This is a genomic window from Escherichia fergusonii ATCC 35469 (assembly GCF_000026225.1).
GTDB lineage: Bacteria > Pseudomonadota > Gammaproteobacteria > Enterobacterales > Enterobacteriaceae > Escherichia > Escherichia fergusonii.
The window spans coordinates 3,409,399-3,428,893 of the sequence record NC_011740.1 but is presented as its reverse complement, the minus strand read 5'-3'; the positions used below and the strand labels follow the sequence as shown (position 1 = coordinate 3,428,893).

17 protein-coding genes are annotated in these 19,495 nt (G+C 50.2%); 11 read left to right on the top strand and 6 right to left on the bottom strand.

The genetic code is table 11. From position 1 onward, the window contains the following. Positions 1–85: 85 nt before the first annotated feature. Complete coding sequence (pckA, locus tag EFER_RS16925; RefSeq protein WP_001265635.1) at positions 86–1,708, bottom strand: phosphoenolpyruvate carboxykinase (ATP); 1,623 nt, start codon at positions 1,706–1,708, stop codon at positions 86–88. Positions 1,709–2,084: 376 nt separating this feature from the next. Between pckA and EFER_RS16920 the strand changes: the two genes are divergently transcribed. After that, a complete protein-coding gene (locus tag EFER_RS16920) occupies positions 2,085–3,806 on the top strand; it encodes a DUF4153 domain-containing protein (RefSeq protein ID WP_000378495.1) in 1,722 nt (573 codons plus the stop codon). Between the two features lie 39 nt (positions 3,807–3,845). Here EFER_RS16920 and hslO read toward each other — a convergent pair whose 3' ends face one another. The 4 genes from hslO to igaA all read right to left on the bottom strand — a co-directional run bounded on the left by hslO (position 3,846) and on the right by igaA (position 8,029). Next, positions 3,846–4,724: an Hsp33 family molecular chaperone HslO gene (gene hslO, locus EFER_RS16915; protein WP_015953784.1), complete on the bottom strand. Its 879-nt coding sequence runs from the start codon at positions 4,722–4,724 to the stop codon at positions 3,846–3,848. Positions 4,725–4,748: 24 nt separating this feature from the next. Next, complete coding sequence (hslR, locus tag EFER_RS16910) at positions 4,749–5,150, bottom strand: ribosome-associated heat shock protein Hsp15 (protein ID WP_000660487.1); 402 nt, start codon at positions 5,148–5,150, stop codon at positions 4,749–4,751. 10 nt (positions 5,151–5,160) lie between these two features. Then, positions 5,161–5,829 carry a GMP/IMP nucleotidase gene (gene yrfG, locus EFER_RS16905; RefSeq protein WP_015953783.1) on the bottom strand — a complete coding sequence of 223 codons (669 nt, stop codon included), beginning with the start codon at positions 5,827–5,829 and terminating at the stop codon, positions 5,161–5,163. A gap of 64 nt (positions 5,830–5,893) precedes the next feature. Next, positions 5,894–8,029: an intracellular growth attenuator protein IgaA gene (gene igaA, locus EFER_RS16900; RefSeq protein ID WP_000104107.1), complete on the bottom strand. Its 2,136-nt coding sequence runs from the start codon at positions 8,027–8,029 to the stop codon at positions 5,894–5,896. A gap of 322 nt (positions 8,030–8,351) precedes the next feature. Here igaA and nudE point away from each other — a divergent pair, with 322 nt between their 5' ends. Further along, positions 8,352–8,912, top strand: coding sequence for an ADP compounds hydrolase NudE (gene nudE / locus EFER_RS16895; RefSeq protein ID WP_000045733.1), 561 nt, complete (start codon positions 8,352–8,354; stop codon positions 8,910–8,912). Between the two features lie 132 nt (positions 8,913–9,044). Here nudE and mrcA read toward each other — a convergent pair whose 3' ends face one another. Then, positions 9,045–11,597 (bottom strand): peptidoglycan glycosyltransferase/peptidoglycan DD-transpeptidase MrcA, encoded by a 2,553-nt coding sequence (mrcA, locus tag EFER_RS16890; RefSeq protein ID WP_015953782.1) that lies wholly within the window; start codon positions 11,595–11,597, stop codon positions 9,045–9,047. 120 nt (positions 11,598–11,717) lie between these two features. Between mrcA and EFER_RS16885 the strand changes: the two genes are divergently transcribed. From EFER_RS16885 to dam, 9 genes are all read left to right on the top strand, one after another. Then, the gene (locus EFER_RS16885; RefSeq protein WP_000885666.1) at positions 11,718–12,497 is read left to right on the top strand and encodes a type IV pilus biogenesis protein PilM; all 780 of its coding nucleotides are present in this window, start codon (positions 11,718–11,720) and stop codon (positions 12,495–12,497) included. Further along, a complete protein-coding gene (locus EFER_RS16880; protein ID WP_000367544.1) occupies positions 12,497–13,036 on the top strand; it encodes a PilN domain-containing protein in 540 nt (179 codons plus the stop codon). Before EFER_RS16885 ends, EFER_RS16880 begins: the two co-directional genes overlap by 1 nt. Next, on the top strand, positions 13,020–13,478 hold the full coding sequence (locus EFER_RS16875) for a HofO family protein (protein WP_001091221.1): 459 nt from the start codon (positions 13,020–13,022) through the stop codon (positions 13,476–13,478). Before EFER_RS16880 ends, EFER_RS16875 begins: the two co-directional genes overlap by 17 nt. Then, entirely contained in the window at positions 13,468–13,872 is a 405-nt protein-coding gene (locus EFER_RS16870) for a HofP DNA utilization family protein (protein ID WP_000989490.1), read from the top strand. The genes EFER_RS16875 and EFER_RS16870 overlap by 11 nt, the downstream gene beginning before the upstream one ends. Beyond that, a complete protein-coding gene (gene hofQ / locus EFER_RS16865; RefSeq protein ID WP_048814544.1) occupies positions 13,784–15,022 on the top strand; it encodes a DNA uptake porin HofQ in 1,239 nt (412 codons plus the stop codon). Before EFER_RS16870 ends, hofQ begins: the two co-directional genes overlap by 89 nt. 467 nt (positions 15,023–15,489) lie before the next feature. Then, entirely contained in the window at positions 15,490–16,011 is a 522-nt protein-coding gene (aroK, locus tag EFER_RS16860) for a shikimate kinase AroK (RefSeq protein ID WP_000818617.1), read from the top strand. A 57-nt stretch (positions 16,012–16,068) separates the two neighbouring features. Then, positions 16,069–17,157, top strand: a complete 1,089-nt coding sequence (gene aroB, locus EFER_RS16855; RefSeq protein ID WP_000439830.1) for a 3-dehydroquinate synthase — start codon at positions 16,069–16,071, stop codon at positions 17,155–17,157. A gap of 91 nt (positions 17,158–17,248) precedes the next feature. Beyond that, positions 17,249–18,529 carry a cell division protein DamX gene (damX, locus tag EFER_RS16850; RefSeq protein WP_000343161.1) on the top strand — a complete coding sequence of 427 codons (1,281 nt, stop codon included), beginning with the start codon at positions 17,249–17,251 and terminating at the stop codon, positions 18,527–18,529. A 116-nt stretch (positions 18,530–18,645) separates the two neighbouring features. After that, positions 18,646–19,482 (top strand): adenine-specific DNA-methyltransferase, encoded by an 837-nt coding sequence (gene dam / locus EFER_RS16845; RefSeq protein WP_000742161.1) that lies wholly within the window; start codon positions 18,646–18,648, stop codon positions 19,480–19,482. The last annotated feature ends 13 nt before the right edge of the window (positions 19,483–19,495 follow it).

Below are 19,495 nucleotides of genomic sequence, written 5' to 3'. Positions count from 1 at the left end.
AGTGTACCTTGTACATATTGGTAGCTCATTAGATATAAAAAACCCCTTATCCGTTTGGATAAGGGGCCAGTTAGATATCAGCCGATTACAGCTTCGGACCTGCTTCTACCAGCGCGGCACCCGCTGGGGTGTCGGTGTATTTATCGAAATTGTCGATAAACAGTTTCGCCAGAGTTTCGGCTTTTTCCTGCCACTGTTCAGAAGAAGCGTAGGTGTTACGCGGATCGAGGATCTTCGTGTCTACGCCTGGCAGTTCGGTTGGGATTGCCAGGTTAAACATCGGCAAAGTGAAGGTTTCTGCGTTATCCAGCGAACCGTTGAGGATGGCGTCGATAATGGCGCGGGTATCTTTAATGGAGATACGTTTGCCAGTGCCGTTCCAGCCAGTGTTAACCAGATACGCCTGTGCACCTGCCGCCTGCATACGTTTCACCAGCACTTCTGCGTACTGAGTCGGGTGCAGCGACAGGAATGCTGCGCCGAAGCAAGCGGAGAAGGTTGGCGTCGGTTCGGTGATGCCGCGCTCTGTACCGGCCAGTTTGGCGGTGAAGCCAGAGAGGAAGTGGTACTGGGTTTGATCGGCAGTCAGACGAGAAACCGGCGGCAGTACGCCAAAGGCGTCTGCGGTCAGGAAGATAACTTTAGTTGCGTGGCCCGCTTTGGAAACCGGTTTAACGATGTTATCGATGTGATAGATCGGATAAGAAACGCGGGTGTTCTCGGTTTTTGAACCATCGTCAAAATCGATAGTACCATCTTCACGTACGGTGACGTTTTCCAGCAGCGCATCGCGGCGGATAGCGTTGTAGATTTCAGGTTCCGCTTCTTTCGACAGCTTGATGGTTTTCGCGTAGCAGCCGCCTTCGAAGTTAAACACGCCGTCGTCATCCCAGCCGTGCTCGTCATCGCCAATCAGGCGACGTTTCGGGTCGGTGGAAAGGGTGGTTTTACCGGTGCCGGAAAGGCCAAAGAACACCGCAACATCGCCTTTCTCGCCAACGTTGGCGGAGCAGTGCATAGAAGCGATGCCTTTCAGCGGCAGCAGGTAGTTCATCATTGAGAACATCCCTTTCTTCATTTCGCCGCCGTACCAGGTGCCGCCAATCAGCTGCATACGTTCAGTTAAGTTAAACGCCACGAAGTTTTCAGAGTTTAGACCCTGTTCTTTCCACTGTGGGTTAGTGCATTTTGCGCCGTTCATAACGATAAAGTCTGGCTCAAAATCTACCAGTTCTTCATCCGTTGGGCGGATAAACATGTTTTTGACGAAATGCGCCTGCCAGGCCACTTCGGTAATGAAACGTACGGAAAGACGGGTGTCAGCGTTTGCGCCGCAGAAGGCGTCAACGACGAAAAGACGTTTGCCAGAAAGTTGGTTGGTTACAAGGCCTTTCAGATGCTGCCAGGTTTCTGGAGAAAGTGGTTTGTTGTCGTTCTTGCCTTTACCTTTATCAGCCCACCAGAAAGTATCACGCGTGGTGTCATCGCGGACAATATACTTGTCTTTCGGTGAACGACCAGTAAAGACGCCAGTGTCGACAGCCACGGCACCCAAATTGGTCAACACACCGCGCTCGTATCCTTTCAGGTTCGGGTCCAGCTCTTCCTGAAATAAAAGGTCGTAGCTCGGGTTGTAAACGATATCCTGAACGTCGTTGATACCATAAGCCATGAGATCCTGCGGGGTTAAACTTTTGTTCACGCGCATTTCACTGCTCCTTAGCCAATATGTATTACCTGAAATATTAAGGGTATTTGAGGGGTGTTAACCGCGACAAGGCTCATAGATTTAAGTATCTCGACAAAATCACGTTCCATAAAACGCTGTGACTCCTGTCACGAAACGGCGCTTATTATGTCAGAAAACCTTTTTATGTTGAGGAAAATGTTCTTAAAAGGTTAAAAAATGGTGTTTTTGTCGGGAATAATGTGAGTGTAATCGCATTCACCAGAGTAATGTTGCAAACGATACATTTAAAGTATCGATTCACCTCGACAGGCGTTTTTCTGAAAAAAAATCTTTGAAATCTCTTAATTGCGCTTGAATGCGATAATTAATTTTTCTCCTGGTCATGGAACAGAACATGGATAGTACAGAGCTTTCACTTAAAACACGCTGGGGTATGGCGTTAACCGGTTTGATTCAGGGAGGCATATGCTACCTGTTGATGACTTATCTGGTGCCCATTCATGACAGTTGGTTGTTCTTTGGTTTGCCCGCAACGCTGGCTATTTCGCTAACGCTACTGCTTACAGTGGTTTCTTTTAAACAACGTGCATTGTGGGGTTGGCTGGCAGTAATCGCCTTTGTTGTTCTGGCGCTGTCATGGTGGCAGAAATACAACGCTGAAGGCATGGACAGGTGGCAACAGTATGAGATGCTGTTTTTATTTGGTTGCCGTTTATTATTTATGGCGTTGCTGGCACTTCCCTGGTTGCAGTACCGTCTGCATGAGGGTAAAGGCATACCTTCCTATTCTTATTTTTATAACCAGCTTTGGCATAACGCTCTGACTGTTTTTGTCTTTATTGTCCTACAAGGTCTTGTGTGGCTGGTCTTACTGCTGTGGAGTTCATTGTTCAGGCTGGTTGGTATCTATTTTTTCAAAACACTTTTTTTTGATAGTGAGTGGTTTCTGTACATTACTACTGGTCTGATTACCGCGCTGGCGGTGATTCTTGCACGTACTCAACCACGTTTAATTACTGCCATTCAAAAGCTGCTGACACTTATCGCCACTGGGTTATTGCCGCTGGTTTCTGTTCTGGCATTGTTATTTATTGTTACCTTGCCCTTTACTGGGCTGGAGATGATCTCAGAACGTATTTCTGCGGCTGCTTTACTTTCCACACTGGCGCTGATCTTACTGTTACTAATGGCGATTGTGCGGGAACCGCAAAAAAGTTCGCTGCCTTACCCCATTGCTTTGCGTTGTGTTATCAAAGCGTCTCTGTTAATTGCCCCCGTGTTTGTTCTTCTTGCAGGGTGGGCATTGTGGCTTCGAATTCATCCCTATGGCTGGACGCCAGAGCGGCTGTACGGTGCGCTGATAGTACTGGTATTACTCATCTGGTCGGTAGGATATGTAGCGAGCATTGTGCGTCGTGGGTGCAATCCACTTCTGCTGCAAGGCAAAGTGATCCTCGCACTTTCCTTGTTCATTTTTACCATTTTATTGCTGCTCAGTTCTCCGGTGCTTGATGTTCAACGTATCAGTGTAAATAGTCATATGGCGCGTTATCAAAGTGGCAAAATCACCGCAGATCAGGTCAGCTTGTATATGCTGCAACGTAACGGCAGAGCAGGGCGTGAAGCGCTGGAAAAGCTGGCGAAAGATGACACGTTTACCAGTGACAACAAGCGAGCAGGACAACTCGCACGGATACTGAAAAACAGTGACGATGATACCTTTGTTGTCACAGCTGAATTATTAGCCAAAATGGTGACTATTGCTCCAGGTAGTCAGACGCCAGATAAAGAATTCTGGGAAGGCGTTATGGAGTACCGATATCGTGTCATATCTTGCAATAAACCAGATAGATGCGTCATTGTTAGTCAGGATCTCAATACTGATGGTAAGCCAGAGCAGGTGTTGTTTACATTCGGTGATCGTGAGCTGAGTAGTGATGTGCTGGTCTTCGGTTATGAAGAGCACAAGTGGAAGCTGATTGAAACGTTGATGGCGCCATCAGGTTTGACACGTGATCGACTATTAAAAGCAGTGGCTGAGAATAAAATTGGTGCCATACCGCAGGTCCGGCAGGATCTCACTGTGGATGGTAAACGACTGAAAAGGTCATATTAAGATGAAGTCCGGCAGAGTTATCTCTGCCGGATTTCATGATTAATGTACTTGCGGGTCTGCCGGAGACGCATTGTTGCGGATCTCGGCAATATCCATTGCATTGAACAGATAGTGGTTACCGCAGTAATCACAATGCATGTCAATTTCGCCTTCTTCCGCCAGAATGCTATCCACTTCTTCATCCGGCAGTGTTTTTAGCGCGTCGGCGCAACGTTCACGCGAGCAGGTGCATTTGAATTCAACATCCTGCGGATCGTAAACCGTCACCTCTTCTTCGTGATACAAACGCCACAACACTTCGTTTGCCGGTAAGGTCAGCAGTTCTTCGGTTTTGATGGTTTCGGTTAGCGTCGCCAGATGGTCGAAGTCGTCCTGCTGGGCATTTTGTGCAGGCATTATCTGCAACAACATACCGCCCGCAGCCGGTTTGCCGTCTACGTCGCCGGTGCGAATAAACAGGCGCGTCGGCAGCTGTTCAGAACGCATAAAGTAATCTTCCAGGCAGGCCGCCAGGGTATCACCTTCCAGACCAACCACGCCCTGATAGCGTTCGCCTTCGCTCGGGGTAATGGTGATCACCACGTAACCATTGCCGACCAGCGTTTTCAGGTCGGCATTTTCCGGAATTTCGCCCTGTACGCGCGCGACGCCACGCATCTGCTGTTTGTTGTTTCCGTTGATGACCGCCAGACTCATCGGGCCGTCGCCTTGCAGCTGTACGGTGATATCACCATCAAATTTTAGCGTAGCGGTTAACAGGCTGGTCGCAACCAGCAGTTCTGCCAGCACGTTTTTAACGGGCTGCGGATAATCGTGATTCTCAAGGATCTGTTGCAGGGTTTCCGAAACGGTTACCAGTTCGCCGCGCACGGCAAAGTTTTCAAACAGATAGCGATGTAATTGGTCATGTTGCGGCATAATCATCTCTCTTGCAGGTGACAGTTATTCACTGTCGCCGTGTTTAAATCGTAACAGGTCGCGGCGCTCTTTTTTGTCCGGGCGTCGGTCCGGGTGCGGCATGGTTAAGGCATTAAGTTTACGTGCCAGCGCCATTTTTTCGCGTTTCTCTACACTTTCTGCAGTCTCTTCATACAGCAAGACTGCCTCGCTGGCGGGGCGACGCTGTTCAGTAATCGCCTTTACAATCACCGTTCGTTCGTCATTTCCCTGGCGCAGAGTGAGCGTGGCATTCAGCTCGACGATTTTGCTTGGCTTGCTGCGCTGCCCGTTGTAGTGCACCTTACCGCCTTCGATCATTTCGCGGGCCAGCGCGCGGGTTTTATAAAAACGGGCGGCCCATAGCCATTTATCCAGTCGAACCTCAACAGCAGGTTTTTCTTTCATGGCGTCTCCTTCACATTAGCGAGGGGATCAGGCGGCGGTAGTCATTCAGTGACGGATGGCGCTGATACTGTTTCTCGGCAATCCCGGAAGCGGGGTTTGTGACACCGAGGCAGTAACGAATACCAAATTGTGCGGCAGCATCGAGAATCGCTTCGCTGTCATCAATAAACAGCGTTCTTTCAGCTTTCAGACCCGTAGCTTCGGCCACCGCATGCCATAACCGCTGATCCTCTTTCGGATAACCAAATGTGTGGGTGGAAAGTAATAAATCAAGGTGTGCGTCCAGACCGGTATGCTCAAGTTTTACCGCCAGGTTATGCGGATGAGCATTGGTGAGCAAAATTCGTTGCTTACCACTGGCTTTCAGTGCCTCAAGAAACGGAATGGTATCTTCACGCAGTACGGCACGCGGTCCCATCTCGGTGGTCATCGCACAGATATCCAGACCCAGTTGCTCACTCCAGTAATCAAGACAGTACCAGTTTAGCGTATGCTGCACGTCGTGATATTGCTGGCGCATATAGTCCATCGCTTCCTGTGGCGTGACCCCGTTTTTCGCCCCCCATGTTTCAGGCACCAGCTTTTGCCAGAAATAGTTATCGAAGGCGAGGTCGAGCAACGTGCCGTCCATATCCAGCAGAACGGTATCTACGTCCTGCCAGGCAATGTTGATATGCATGAGGGAAATCTCCAGAGTGAAGCAATTTGCGCGACAGGGTAGCATAACCTGCCGCGCAAACGTGTTATTCAATAAGGCTTTCTGAAGAGGTAATCAGTTGCGGATTCAGGCAGCTTTCATAATAGGCCTGAATCTCCATCATCCTGGTGCGATGACGTTGATAACGACGCCACGCCTGCACGCCATTATAGATGGCGCTACCCAGCATCGTCAGTAACAGCAATGTAGTACCGAGATAACGCCACAGGCCGGAACGGTCAGGAATTGGATGCAGACTAATATGTTTGGTGCCATTGGCGTCAGTAAAGATATTCGTGACAATGCCTTCTGCGTTAAACGGGGTGTGCATGAGCATTTGCGCCAGTTTCTGGAAAGCATTCCACTGTTCTTGCGGCGGATAGTCGTAAAGTGAAGCCGAAGGCCAGGGTTGATCGACAAAATCACTGCCCTCATCACTGACAATCAAAAAGCCTCCAGGGGCCGGGCTATTGAGTGATTGAGCTGCGCGCGCAGTTTCGCGGGTAATAAACGGTGCCGTTGACGTCGTCACCAGATTGTCCAGTGATTCGGCGCTTACCGGACGCAACAGTACGTTCACACCGTCGAGTTTTCCGGCGTTAGCGCGTTTCACCAATGCTTCCCAGTCTTTACTATTACCCAGGTTGACCAGGGCATTTTTTAATCGTACGCAATCATCCTTGGCTGCGCACAGATCTGCCGTCTTCAGTACAAGATCGCCAAAATCATCAAGCAGTACCATGCCGGATTTTTGAATTGCTGAGCGTAAAGTTGCGCTGACGCGAGATTCATCTTCCGATTTCGGATGCAGCTGTCGGTTAACAGCTTCGGTCAGCGCCATGGCCTTGTTAACTAACTCAGATTCTGGCAGTGGTAAAGAACGGGCGTCATTCCAGATAATTTGTGAGCAGTCAAACGGTATAAACGGTGAGTTAGCCTGTGCTGTCCAGGTTCCTGCCGTGCGTATGTTACACATACCTGTTCCGCGCAAATGGAGTGTATCTCCCACACGCACGCCTGAATCTGCAAGTTGCCTGACGCTGGTAGCCTCAATGGTCTGTGCACCTTTCATCCATGAAAGCGTAAATTTAAGAGGCATATCCAGTGGGATCCAGAACAACAGCATGACCAGCACAAGTAATGAACCGGCTGCAATAACTGTGCTACGCAGCCAGTGTTGAAGCGGGAAGTTTTTCACTTCGTCATGCAACGAAAGGAAACGCCCCTGCCGCACCACATGACGGTCGAGGTAGATGTCGATATCCGTCTGCTGCCCCAGATCCGGGGTAATATAAGGCTGCCAGTGAGTGGGGTAGATCAGGTCGATGATACCGAGTGAAATATTGTTGATCTGCTCCTGATCGTTTTCACCAAACAGGCCCCAACGACGCGGAGTGCCGCGCAGACAGTGGATCTCTCGCAGTGAAGATTTCGCTGGTGGTGCAAAAAGCCCCCATAACCCCGCACCCAACAGCAATATTGCGCCACCAGCCAGCCAGGGCACAAACACATCCGGGGTAATCAGACAGAAAAAAAACAGCAAGAACGACGCAACAACCAACAATGCCTCCCGCAGTCCACGTGGGCGGCTGAGCGCATACTCTTCATGTGTTTCTTTACGGATGTTAAGCAACTCGATCTGCTCACTCTCTTCCCCACGAATAGATGCCTGGGTAGAAGAAACCGGTTGTAACGCATAGCCGCGAGTTTCTTGCATATACTCTTGTAGCGTATGGCCGTTGAGGGAAATTACCAGTGGTAGCGAATCGGTATGAATCAATTCAACGTTATTTTCGTCGTTGATGTACTGCTCCCAGAAGGGCGGCAGATGCACTTCCACGGAATCGAGGTAGTAGCGCCATTTGTTGGGATCGTCGGTCGAGATACCGTAACGTGTGATGGAGTGCGTAAGAATAACCACGTTGTTGCTTTCGTCAGTCAGAGAAAGCGATACAGGCGCGGCACTGGCCCCCGTCGGGCCTGGCACCCGCTGAGTTTCACTCAGATTTTCGAGATAATTTTCGACCGCACTGCGTTCTTCAGTGCTAAGTTTACGTGTGTCCGCTTGTGGAAAGGCGTTTGCCCAGCTGACTGGCCCCCGTCGGGCTCGTAATCGCAGTAGCCACCCTGCAAGTAGTGAGCAGGCCAGCAAAGCAACGACAAAAATCAAAATGGTGCTCATGCGTTCCCCATCTTACTTAGTCTTTCAGGTGTGATTGGTCGCACCCAGCACATTATGCGTGATTCTGTGGTTGGCTATCGGCAAGCGTGGAGTTGAACTTGAGCATTTTTAAGCGCATCCCATTGAGTGCAAAGCATAGCAAAACCACCAAAGGCGGAATATCAGCAAATTCCTGGAGTTATTTCAACCTATTGACTTTTAATTTGATTTGAGAATTAACTTTTATCAGGTTACATAAATGTAAATAATCAGCGATTCACATTGCCGGAACCGTGCTCTGTATCGCACAATGACAACAGATTTCACTGAAAAGATTCCCACAATGAGCAAATCATTACAAAAACCCACCATCCTGAATGTTGAAACTGTGGCGCGATCCCGACTGTTTAATGTCGAGAGTGTGGATCTGGAGTTCAGCAATGGCGTGCGCCGTGTCTATGAACGGATGCGTCCTTCCAATCGGGAAGCGGTAATGATTGTACCTATTATTGACGATCATCTTATTCTGATCCGGGAATATGCGGTGGGAACGGAATCCTATGAACTGGGCTTTTCGAAAGGGCTGATTGATCCCGGCGAAAGCGTTTATGAAGCTGCTAACCGGGAGCTTAAAGAAGAAGTGGGATTTGGTGCCAATGATCTGACTTTTTTGAAGAAACTCAGCATGGCCCCGTCTTACTTTTCCAGCAAAATGAATATCGTGGTAGCGCAGGATCTCTACCCGGAATCGCTGGAAGGCGATGAGCCAGAACCTCTGCCGCAAGTTCGCTGGCCGCTGGCTCATATGATGGATTTGCTTGAAGATCCTGACTTCAATGAAGCGCGCAATGTCAGTGCGCTTTTCCTCGTGCGCGAGTGGTTGAAGGGGCAGGGGCGGTTGTAAATACGAGGAACTTACTTGATGCGCCAGGCTATTCATGTAATGCACTGAATTTAAATATTTTATAGACATGCGAAGGCGTTCGTGTTGTATCCGACTTTAGCATTAAAAAAGGCGCCGAGGCGCCTTTTTTAATTAGAACAATTCCTGAGCCTCGCCATTATCGATAATGGTCGTTCCCACCTCTTGCACCGCATGTTGTGTAGGCTGCGTGCCTTCGATGAAATACTCTTCTCGGCTATTGCCACCATTTGCCAGTTGCCCGGTGCTGCGATCAATATTCACTGTCACAATACCCGGTGGTGGTGTCAGCGGTTGTTCTGGCACACCTTCAAGCACGGCTTTCATGTAAGCGTCCCATGCTGGCTGGGCACTCTTCGCACCGCCTTCGTAACCAGAGATCTGATCTTTAATCGCACCGGAAGCCGTTGTATGACCAAGATTACGGCGGTGATCATCAAAGCCAATCCAAACCGAGGTCACGACGCCCGGACCGTAACCTGAGAACCATGCATCTTTCGAACTGTTAGTGGTACCTGTTTTTCCGCCGATATCACGCCGTTTAAGATCTCGTGCGGCACGCCAGCCAGTACCCTGCCAGCCAGGTTCACCAAAGATATTGGTGTTCAGGGCACTCTTGATCAGAAAGGCCAGCGGAGTATTGATCACATGTGGCGCGTATTCCTGTGCGCCTGTCGCGGCCACTAATGCCTGATTTGCCTGTTCCAGTTGCGGCATTGGCACTGTTGAATTTTGCTGCTCCCGGGAGATAGCAACATCCTCGACATTGCTGTTCTCCAGTACGTCCGACTTTGGCGTATCGCCATAAATCACCGGAATATCGCATTCAGGACAAGCAATTTTGGGTTTTGCTTCGAAAATGACACCAGCCTGATCGGTCTCAATTTTACTGATAAACCAGGGATCGACCAGGAAGCCGCCATTTGCCATTACTGCGTAACCACGAGCTACCTGCAGCGGCGTAAAGGAAGCGGAACCCAGTGCCAGTGATTCAGTATGAACAATGTTTTGCGCCGGGAAACCGAAGCGTTGTAAATACTCCGCCGCGTAATCCACGCCCATTGCCCGCATTGCCCGCACCATCACCACGTTTTTCGACTGCCCCAGCCCCTGACGTAAGCGGATTGGACCGGCATACTGCGGTGGAGAGTTTTTCGGTTGCCAGTCAGATCCGGCACCTGCATCCCAGCGTGAGATTGGGACGTCGTTCAACATACTTGCCAGCGTCAGGCCTTTATCCATTGCGGCGGTATAGAGGAACGGTTTGATATTAGAGCCGACCTGGCGAAGTGCCTGCGTTGCGCGGTTAAACTTGCTCTGGTTGAAGTCAAAACCACCCACCAGTGCCATCACTGCGCCATTCTGAGGATTAATGGAAACCAGTGCCGAGTTAACTTCCGGTACTTGTGCCAGCCACCAGGCATCGCCCATCTGACGGACCCAGATTTGCTGGCCCGCCTGCACTACGTCAGTCACTTTACGTGGTGTGGAGCCTTGTTGTGTATCGGAACGGTAAGGACGCGCCCAACGTACACCTTCCATTCCCAGCGTAACCGATGAGCCATCGGCCAGCATCACAGACGCTTCCTGGGCACTGGCACTGGTTACTACAGCGGGTAACAGCGGACCATAAGTCGGCAGTGCTTTTAGTGTATCGGTGATTTTTTGGCTATCCCATGCCGTTTCCCCCACTTTCCACAGCTCGTTTGCCGGGCCGCGATAACCATGACGCATATCGTAGTCCAGCACATTATTACGCACTGCCTGTTGTGCTGCTTGCTGCACTTTGCGGGTAATCGTGGTGTAAATGCGGTAACCGTCTTCATAAGCGCTTTCGCCATAACGGTTATACATCTCCTGACGTACCATCTCGGTCAGATAGGGTGCAGAGAACGCAATTTCTGGTGCGTGGTAGTTTGCATTAATCGTCTCTACCCGCGCCTGATCATATTGCTGCTGAGTGATATACCCTTCGCTTAACATACGCGACAGCACAACATTGCGACGTGCAAGCGCCCGATCCATAGAATAGAGAGGGTTAAAGGTTGAAGGCGCTTTCGGTAACCCGGCGATCATCGCCATTTCGCTTAACGTCAGCTGATCAACTGTCTTGCCGAAATAGACCTGCGCAGCAGCACCAACTCCGTATGCACGGTAGCCGAGATAAATCTTGTTGAGATAAAGCTCAAGGATTTCGTCTTTATTCAGCAGTTGCTCGATGCGAATGGCAAGAAAAACTTCTTTGATTTTGCGCATCAGCGTGCGTTCAGGACTGAGGAAGAAGTTTCTCGCCAGCTGCTGAGTAATGGTACTTGCCCCCTGGGAAGCGTGACCAGAAAACAGCGCAACGCTGGCGGCACGGAAGATCCCTACGGGGTCAACACCGTGATGCTCATAAAATCGGCTGTCTTCGGTCGCAATAAAGGCTTTGACCATTTCTGGTGGCATCTGATCCAGCGTCACCGGAATACGACGTTTCTCGCCATATTGCGCGATAAGCTCGCCATCAGCGCTGTAAACCTGCATTGGGATTTGCAGACGCACATCTTTCAGCGTCGCGACATCCGGCAGTTGTGGCTCGATATAGCGATATAGGCCATAAATCGAGCCTGCTCCCAGCAGAATGCAACAAACTGCAAGGATCAAAAAATACTTTACGAACTTCACTGGAGATTTCCCATTTAGTTTCATTTGGGCAGTTTATAAACAAAAGCGCCGTAGTATAAAGGCAAGCCTGACGCATTGATATACCCGTCAGTGCGACGGGTGATAAGGAGATCATCAACTATGGCTTTCAGATCCTGGCAAATTGGGCTTCATATTCAACAACGCGAGGTACTGGCTGTTGCCGTAATTCGCGGCGCTTCTGGTTGGTTTCTGCAACGCTGGTGGCGGATGCCACTGGCAGAAAACATTATCAAAGATGGGCATATCCGCCACCCCGAAATGCTCGCCCAGGCGCTTCAGGCATGGAGCCGTGAACTACCACATCGGCATCGTATCTGCCTTGCCTTTCCCGCCAGTAGAACACTACAAAAGGTATTTCCTCGCCCGGCGATGTCATTACGTGAACGTGAGCAGAGCGCATGGCTGGCAGGTTCAATGGCACGTGAGTTGGATATGGATCCGGACTCACTGCGCTTTGATTATAACGAAGACACCTTAAATCCGGCTTTTAACGTGACTGCTGCGCAAAGTAAAGAAGTGGCAACACTCCTGACACTGGCACAAACGCTACGCATCCAGTTGGCAGCGATAACCCCGGATGCCTGCGCCTTACAACGATTCCTTCCCCGGTTAGCACCGCAGCAACAATGCCTGGCGTGGCGCGACGATGAACAATGGTTATGGGCAACGCGGTACGCCTGGGGGCGCAAATCGACAACAGAAGTCGCTTCTCTGGAACAACTGACTGCGTTATTGGCACTTCCTGTAGGCAGCATAGCGATTTGTGGCGAAGGGGGGATAAATCCCTGGGATAGTGTTGCGCTGCGTCAACCTCCAGCTCCTCCGGCAGGTGGTGATTTTGCCATCGCCCTTGGATTGGCTTTGGGAGAGATGCACTAATGGATATGCCCGTTAATTTTCTTCCCTGGAGACAAACGCGCAGAAAGGCCACTCTCCGCTTGTGGAGCATGATGTTCGGCGGAGCACTGGTGCTGATCTCTGGCGTGACACTTAGCCGTTATGCCATTGGCAATATAGAAACGCGTGCTGAAGGCGTGTTACTGCTGGCAGAACAACAACTCGCCAGTGCTTTACAGGCGAGCAAACCACGGCTTTTACAACGACAACAGATGCATCAACAGGCAAAACGGCGGCAGCAGGAGCTTGCTGCAACCGGCAACTGGCAGCCTGCGCTTTACGCTTTAGCGGAGCAACTACCCGAAAAAGCGTGGTTTACGAAAATGGCCTGGCAAAAAGATCGTCTTATGCTCAGTGGGCTGGCGGCAAATATTGCTTCGCTCACTGCACTGGAACAGATGCTGCGCAGTAACGCTTCATTTTTGCTTATCCATACCGGGGCAACACAACAGGATGCTAAGGGGCGATGGCAATTTGAGTACCAGTTACAGCGGAGAGACGACAATGAACACGTTCTTTGATTTCTGGTGTGCAACTTCGCCACGTCTGCGCCTGATTTGCTGGGGACTTTGGGTGATCGCTTTGTGTGGACTGTCACGTATAGCCCTGTCTCCTCCTGTTGAAAATGGACGCGATGCACAAAGTCGTCTGCATCAGGCAAACCTGCTGCAATGGCGAACGCTTCATAAAATTGCCGGTTCTGCTGATGAGCAACGTTTGGTGAGTGACGACAACGCTTTACCTTTTTCACCTTTCGATTTTCAACAAGCGGAGATGCAACTCGTGTCGTGGCAGCCTTCTGCTGAGGGCGGTGAACTTGCGCTTAAGGGCCCCTGGTCAGCAATACCTCCTGTTTTCAGACAACTTGCGGAACGGCAGATGCGCATTACGCAGTTTACGCTCGACCCGGATGAGAATGGATTACGCATAACCCTGCTTCTGGAGCGACTGAATGATGGTTAAGCGCGGGATCATTATTGGGATGTCGCTACTGTTGCTGACTGGTATGCGGGATCCGTTCAGGCCACCGGAAGATCGCTGCCAAATAGCAGAACTTACCCAATGGCATTATCGCGGCATGGTAGGCCAGGGTGAGCGAGTCATCGCCATTATCAGCGACAGTCAGCATAAGTGGCAGCGCGTGGAACAGCGAGATGTGTTGGAAAACGGCTGGACGATTTTACAGATAACCCCTGAGTTTCTGACCCTTAATACCGGCAAAACATGTGAGCCGGACCAATGGCAGTGGCAAAGGCAAGGAGAAGAAAATGAAGCAATGGATAGCCGCAATACTGATGATGGCTCTTCCCGTCGCGCAGGCCGCGAAACCCGCAAAAGTGACGTTAGTGGTGGATGATGCACCTGTCGCACAGGTGTTACAGGCACTGGCAGAACAAGAGCGTCAGAATATCGTGGTTTCGCCGGATGTTAGTGGTCTCGTCTCTTTGCATTTGATCGATGTTCCCTGGAAGCAGGCGTTGCAGACAGTGGTAAAAAGTGCCGGGCTGGTTTCGCGCCAGGAAGGTAATATTTTGCATATACACTCTGCTGCCTGGCAAAACGAAAATGCAGCACGACAAGAAGCTGAACAGGTCCGGCGCCTGGCCAGTTTACCTGTAGAGCATCGCGCAATTGCTCTGCAATATGCGGATGCTGCTGAGCTGGCAAAAGCGGGCGGGAAACTATTGAGCGCCAAAGGCAGTATGACGGTTGATACTCGCACCAATCGCCTTTTATTGCGTGACAATAAAACCGCTTTAGCCGCTCTGGAACACTGGATCTCAGAAATGGATGTGCCCGTAGGGCAGGTTGAACTGGCTGCGCATATTGTGACTATCAATGAAAAAAGCCTGCGTGAGTTGGGCGTGAAATGGACGGCTGGCGAGGCACAACAAGCCGGTAAGGTGGGGCAGGTGACTACCCTGAGCAGCGATCTGGCAGTCGCAACCGCTACAACCCAGGTGGGCTTTAACATTGGACGCATAAATGGGCGTTTACTGGATCTTGAACTCTCTGCTCTGGAGCAGAAACAGCAACTGGATATTATTGCCAGTCCACGCTTACTGGCATCGCACTTACAACCAGCCAGTATTAAGCAGGGCAGCGAAATACCTTATCAGGTTTCCAGTGGTGAGAGTGGCGCGACATCAGTAGAGTTTAAAGAGGCGGTGTTAGGTATGGAAGTCACACCAACGGTATTACAACAAGGACGAATTCGTTTAAAGCTGCATATCAGCCAGAATGTGCCAGGGCAGGTGCTACAACAATCTGATGGCGAAGTGTTGACCATCGATAAACAAGAGATCGAAACGCAGGTAGAGGTCAAAAGCGGGGAGACCCTGGCTCTGGGCGGCATATTTTCGCGCAAAAATAAAACGGGTAAGGATAGCATTCCACTCTTAGGTGATATTCCGTGGCTTGGGCAATTATTCAGTCATGATGGAAAAGAAAATGAACGTCGTGAACTGGTCGTGTTTATCACGCCCAGACTGGTCTCCAGCGAGTAACTCGTGCATAAACACGAGATGTTTTTTGCGCTGAACACGTTTCAGGGATTTGACGCGCGAAGGTATTTAGCATACAAGGAGTACCGATTTGAGAGTCGGTCTCTTTCGTTGCTTACACATTTGTGAATATGCATTGCTTTGCAAAAGGTATGCATAAGGCTAATGATAAACGGCGAAAAGGCAGATGGCATAAACATATCAAGCAGCAGGCTGATGCAATTTTTTGAAATTATTTATGTTTTTTAGCCTGATTTGCAGTTTGCGCTATTATCTGTCCACGCTGACCGTGAGGTTTGGTCGCAATCTGGTTTGGTGATTTATTCAGTTGCCAAACCTGCTTGAGTATTGAGATAATTTTCAGTCTGACTCTCACTATATCCTTATGAGGTTTCAGTTCATGTCCTGCTGCGCTATGTGCATGCGAAGCGGGTTTATCATTAACGAATAGTCTTAGTAGTACCGAAAAAATGGCAGAGAAACGCAATATCTTTCTGGTTGGGCCTATGGGTGCCGGAAAAAGCACTATTGGGCGCCAGTTAGCTCAACAACTCAATATGGAATTTTACGATTCCGATCAAGAGATTGAGAAACGAACCGGAGCTGATGTGGGCTGGGTTTTCGATTTAGAAGGTGAAGACGGCTTCCGTGATCGCGAAGAAAAAGTCATCAACGAGTTGACGGAAAAACAGGGTATTGTGCTGGCAACTGGCGGCGGCTCTGTGAAATCTCGTGAAACGCGTAACCGTCTTTCCGCACGTGGCGTTGTGGTGTATCTGGAAACCACCATCGAAAAACAACTTGCCCGTACGCAACGCGATAAAAAACGCCCGCTACTGCAGGTTGAAGCTCCGCCTCGTGAAGTGCTGGAAGCGTTGGCCAATGAGCGCAATCCTCTGTATGAAGAGATTGCCGATGTGACCATTCGTACTGATGATCAGAGCGCTAAAGTCGTCGCAAACCAGATTATCCACATGCTGGAAAGCAACTAATTCTGGTTTCATAAACACTCGTCTGTGAGTACTTGTAACTAAGGTGGATGTCGCGTCGTGGAGAGGATTACCGTCACTCTGGGGGAACGTAGTTACCCTATTACCATCGCGGCTGGTTTGTTTAACGAACCGGCTTCATTCTTACCGTTGAAGTCAGGTGAGCAGGTTATGTTGGTAACCAACGAAACCCTCGCTCCCCTGTATCTCGATAAAGTTCGCGGCGTACTTGAACAGGCGGGTGTTATCGTTGACAGCGTTATCCTTCCTGATGGCGAGAAATACAAAAGCCTGACAGTGCTGGATACGGTCTTTACGGCACTGCTGCAAAAACCTCATGGTCGTGACACCACGCTGGTCGCTCTGGGCGGTGGCGTTATTGGTGATCTCACGGGCTTTGCGGCAGCCAGCTACCAACGAGGCGTTCGTTTTATTCAGGTTCCGACCACGCTACTCTCGCAGGTGGACTCCTCCGTTGGCGGAAAAACCGCTGTAAACCATCCCCTCGGCAAAAATATGATTGGTGCATTTTATCAGCCTGCATCTGTCGTGGTGGATCTCGACTGTCTGCAAACTCTTCCGGCACGCGAGCTGGCTTCAGGGCTGGCAGAAGTTATTAAATACGGCATTATTCTGGATGGTGAGTTCTTTACCTGGCTGGAGGAAAATCTGGACGCCTTATTACGTCTGGATGGCCCGGCGATGGCGTACTGTATTCGCCGTTGTTGTGAACTGAAAGCCGAAGTTGTTGCTGCAGACGAGCGCGAAACAGGGTTACGTGCTTTACTGAATCTGGGGCACACCTTTGGTCATGCCATTGAAGCTGAAATGGGTTATGGCAATTGGTTACACGGTGAAGCTGTTGCTGCGGGTATGGTGATGGCGGCGCGAACCTCAGAACGTTTAGAGCAGTTCAGTTCTGCAGATACGCAGCGTATTATTGCGTTGCTCGAGCGTGCGGGGTTGCCGGTAAACGGGCCGCGCGAAATGTCTGCGGAAGCTTATTTGCCGCATATGTTGCGAGATAAAAAAGTGTTAGCGGGTGAAATGCGCTTAGTTCTCCCGCTGGCATTAGGGAAGAGCGAAGTTCGCGGCGGAGTGCCGCACGATGTCGTTCTTAGCGCTATTGCTGATTGTCAGCAGGCGTAAAAACAAGAAAGGTCAGACCGCCGTATCCGGGGGTCTTTTTGCTTCGGGATTAATGCACGTAGTGAGCATTAACCTTTTAGTGGGGTGTTAAATGGATGAATTCAAACCAGAAGACGAGCTGAAACCCGATCCCAGCGATCGTCGTACTGGTCGTTCTCGTCAATCTTCCGAACGTTCTGAACGTGGTGAGCCACAGATCAATTTTGATGATATTGATTTGGATGCTGAAGACACCCGCCCAACTCGTGCGCAAAAAGAGCGTAACGAGGCGCCGGAAGTCGAAGAAGATTACGAATCTGAAGATGAAGCCGTGGATGAAGAACGCGTAGAGCGTCGTCCGCGTAAGCGTAAGAAGCCCGCAGCTAAACCTGCATCCCGTCAATATATGATGATGGGGGTTGGTGTGCTGGTGTTGCTGCTGCTCATCATCGGTATTGGTTCGGCACTAAAAGCACCTTCAACTTCATCAACCAGTGAGCAAACAGCCTCAGGCGAGAAGAGTATTAATCTTTCTGGTGATGCAGCCGATCAGGCAAATGGGGCGCAACCTGCTCCGGGAACGACTTCTGCTGAACAAACCGCAGGTAATGCACCTCAGGATGTTACTCTGCCACCTATCTCATCTACGCCTACTCAGGGGCAAACTTCAGTAGCAACTGAAGGACAGCAGCGCGTTGAAGTTCAGGGCGATTTGAACAATGCTCTTACTCAACCGCAGAATCAGCAGCAGATGAATGATGTGGCAGTAAATTCAACACTGCCAACTGAACCAGCAACGGTTGCTCCGGTGCGTAATGGTGCGGCACCAGCACAAACAGCGGCTACGCAAACTACCACGCGCCCAGAACGTAAACAGGCCGTGATTGAGCCGAAAAAACCGCAAGCAACGGCGAAAACAGAGTCGAAACCAGTAACGCAACCGAAACGTCCTGAACCGACAGCACCGGTAGCGACGACCAGGGCACCTGCAACGACATCTACGCCAGTAACTGCCCCAGCGCCGAAAGCGACGGCCAGTGCCGAACCTGTGCAAACGGCATCGCCAGCGCAATCAACTGCAACGGCATCTACTGGTGGTAAGAGCACGGGTAACGTAGGTTCGCTGAAATCGGCACCTTCCAGCCACTATACGTTACAGCTCAGCAGTTCTTCGAACTACGACAACCTGAACGGTTGGGCGAAGAAAGAGAACCTGAAAAATTATGTTGTCTATGAGACAACACGTAACGGTCAACCGTGGTATGTACTGGTTTCTGGCGTTTACTCTTCGAAAGAAGAAGCGAAAAAAGCCGTGTCTACGTTGCCAGCCGATGTGCAGGCGAAAAATCCGTGGGCAAAACCACTGCATCAGGTGCAGGCCGATCTGAAGTGATCCAGGCTATGCCCTGCAATTTTTTGATGTTTCGCCCGATTGCGGGGCAAGACTACAGCGCAGGATGCTGTCGGAGCTTTCTCCACAGCCGGAGAAGGTGTAATTAGTAAGTCAGCATGAAAAAAAATCGCGCTTTTTTGAAGTGGGCAGGGGGGAAATACCCCCTGCTTGAAGATATAAAACGGCATTTGCCACAAGGTGAATGCCTGATTGAACCCTTTGTGGGTGCCGGGTCGGTGTTTCTTAACACCGACTTTTCTCGTTATATCCTTGCCGATATCAACAGTGATCTCATCAGCCTTTACAACATTGTAAAAACACGTACCGATGAGTATGTGCGGGCTTCTCGTGAGCTTTTCGCGCCAGAGACCAATCTGGCTGAGGTTTACTACCAGTTTCGTAAAGAGTTCAACGAAAGCCGGGATCCGTTTCGGCGTGCGGTGTTGTTCTTGTACCTGAACCGGTATGGATACAACGGTTTGTGTCGTTACAATCTGCGCGGAGAATTTAACGTACCGTTTGGTCGTTACAAGAAACCCTATTTCCCGGAAGCAGAGTTGTATCACTTTGCTGAAAAAGCGCAGAATGCTTTTTTCTTTTGTGAATCTTATGCCGCCAGTATGGCTCGAGCGGATCAATCCTCGGTGGTGTATTGCGATCCACCTTACGCACCGCTTTCTGCAACCGCTAACTTTACGGCATACCATACGGACAGTTTTAGCCTGGAACAGCAGGCTCATCTGGCGGAGATCGCCGAAGATCTGGTTAACAGGCAGATTCCGGTGTTGATCTCTAACCATGATACGGCGTTAACGCGCGAGTGGTATCAGCGCGCAAAATTGCATGTCGTCAAAGTTCGACGCAGTATAAGCAGCAACGGCGGCACACGTAAAAAGGTGGACGAACTGCTGGCTCTGTACAAACCAGGAGTCGTTTCACCCGCGAAAAAATAGTTCTCAAGGAGAA

What these genes read in the sequence shown, in the direction of transcription:
- pckA (WP_001265635.1), bottom strand. Translation starts at nt 1,708, where the DNA reads ATGCGCGTGAACAAAAGTTTAACCCCGCAGGATCTCATGGCTTATGGT.
- EFER_RS16920 (WP_000378495.1), top strand. Translation starts at nt 2,085, where the DNA reads ATGGATAGTACAGAGCTTTCACTTAAAACACGCTGGGGTATGGCGTTA.
- hslO (WP_015953784.1), bottom strand. Translation starts at nt 4,724, where the DNA reads ATGCCGCAACATGACCAATTACATCGCTATCTGTTTGAAAACTTTGCC.
- hslR (WP_000660487.1), bottom strand. Translation starts at nt 5,150, where the DNA reads ATGAAAGAAAAACCTGCTGTTGAGGTTCGACTGGATAAATGGCTATGG.
- yrfG (WP_015953783.1), bottom strand. Translation starts at nt 5,829, where the DNA reads ATGCATATCAACATTGCCTGGCAGGACGTAGATACCGTTCTGCTGGAT.
- igaA (WP_000104107.1), bottom strand. Translation starts at nt 8,029, where the DNA reads ATGAGCACCATTTTGATTTTTGTCGTTGCTTTGCTGGCCTGCTCACTA.
- nudE (WP_000045733.1), top strand. Translation starts at nt 8,352, where the DNA reads ATGAGCAAATCATTACAAAAACCCACCATCCTGAATGTTGAAACTGTG.
- EFER_RS16885 (WP_000885666.1), top strand. Translation starts at nt 11,718, where the DNA reads ATGGCTTTCAGATCCTGGCAAATTGGGCTTCATATTCAACAACGCGAG.
- EFER_RS16880 (WP_000367544.1), top strand. Translation starts at nt 12,497, where the DNA reads ATGGATATGCCCGTTAATTTTCTTCCCTGGAGACAAACGCGCAGAAAG.
- EFER_RS16875 (WP_001091221.1), top strand. Translation starts at nt 13,020, where the DNA reads ATGAACACGTTCTTTGATTTCTGGTGTGCAACTTCGCCACGTCTGCGC.
- EFER_RS16870 (WP_000989490.1), top strand. Translation starts at nt 13,468, where the DNA reads ATGATGGTTAAGCGCGGGATCATTATTGGGATGTCGCTACTGTTGCTG.
- hofQ (WP_048814544.1), top strand. Translation starts at nt 13,784, where the DNA reads ATGAAGCAATGGATAGCCGCAATACTGATGATGGCTCTTCCCGTCGCG.
- aroK (WP_000818617.1), top strand. Translation starts at nt 15,490, where the DNA reads ATGGCAGAGAAACGCAATATCTTTCTGGTTGGGCCTATGGGTGCCGGA.
- damX (WP_000343161.1), top strand. Translation starts at nt 17,249, where the DNA reads ATGGATGAATTCAAACCAGAAGACGAGCTGAAACCCGATCCCAGCGAT.
- dam (WP_000742161.1), top strand. Translation starts at nt 18,646, where the DNA reads ATGAAAAAAAATCGCGCTTTTTTGAAGTGGGCAGGGGGGAAATACCCC.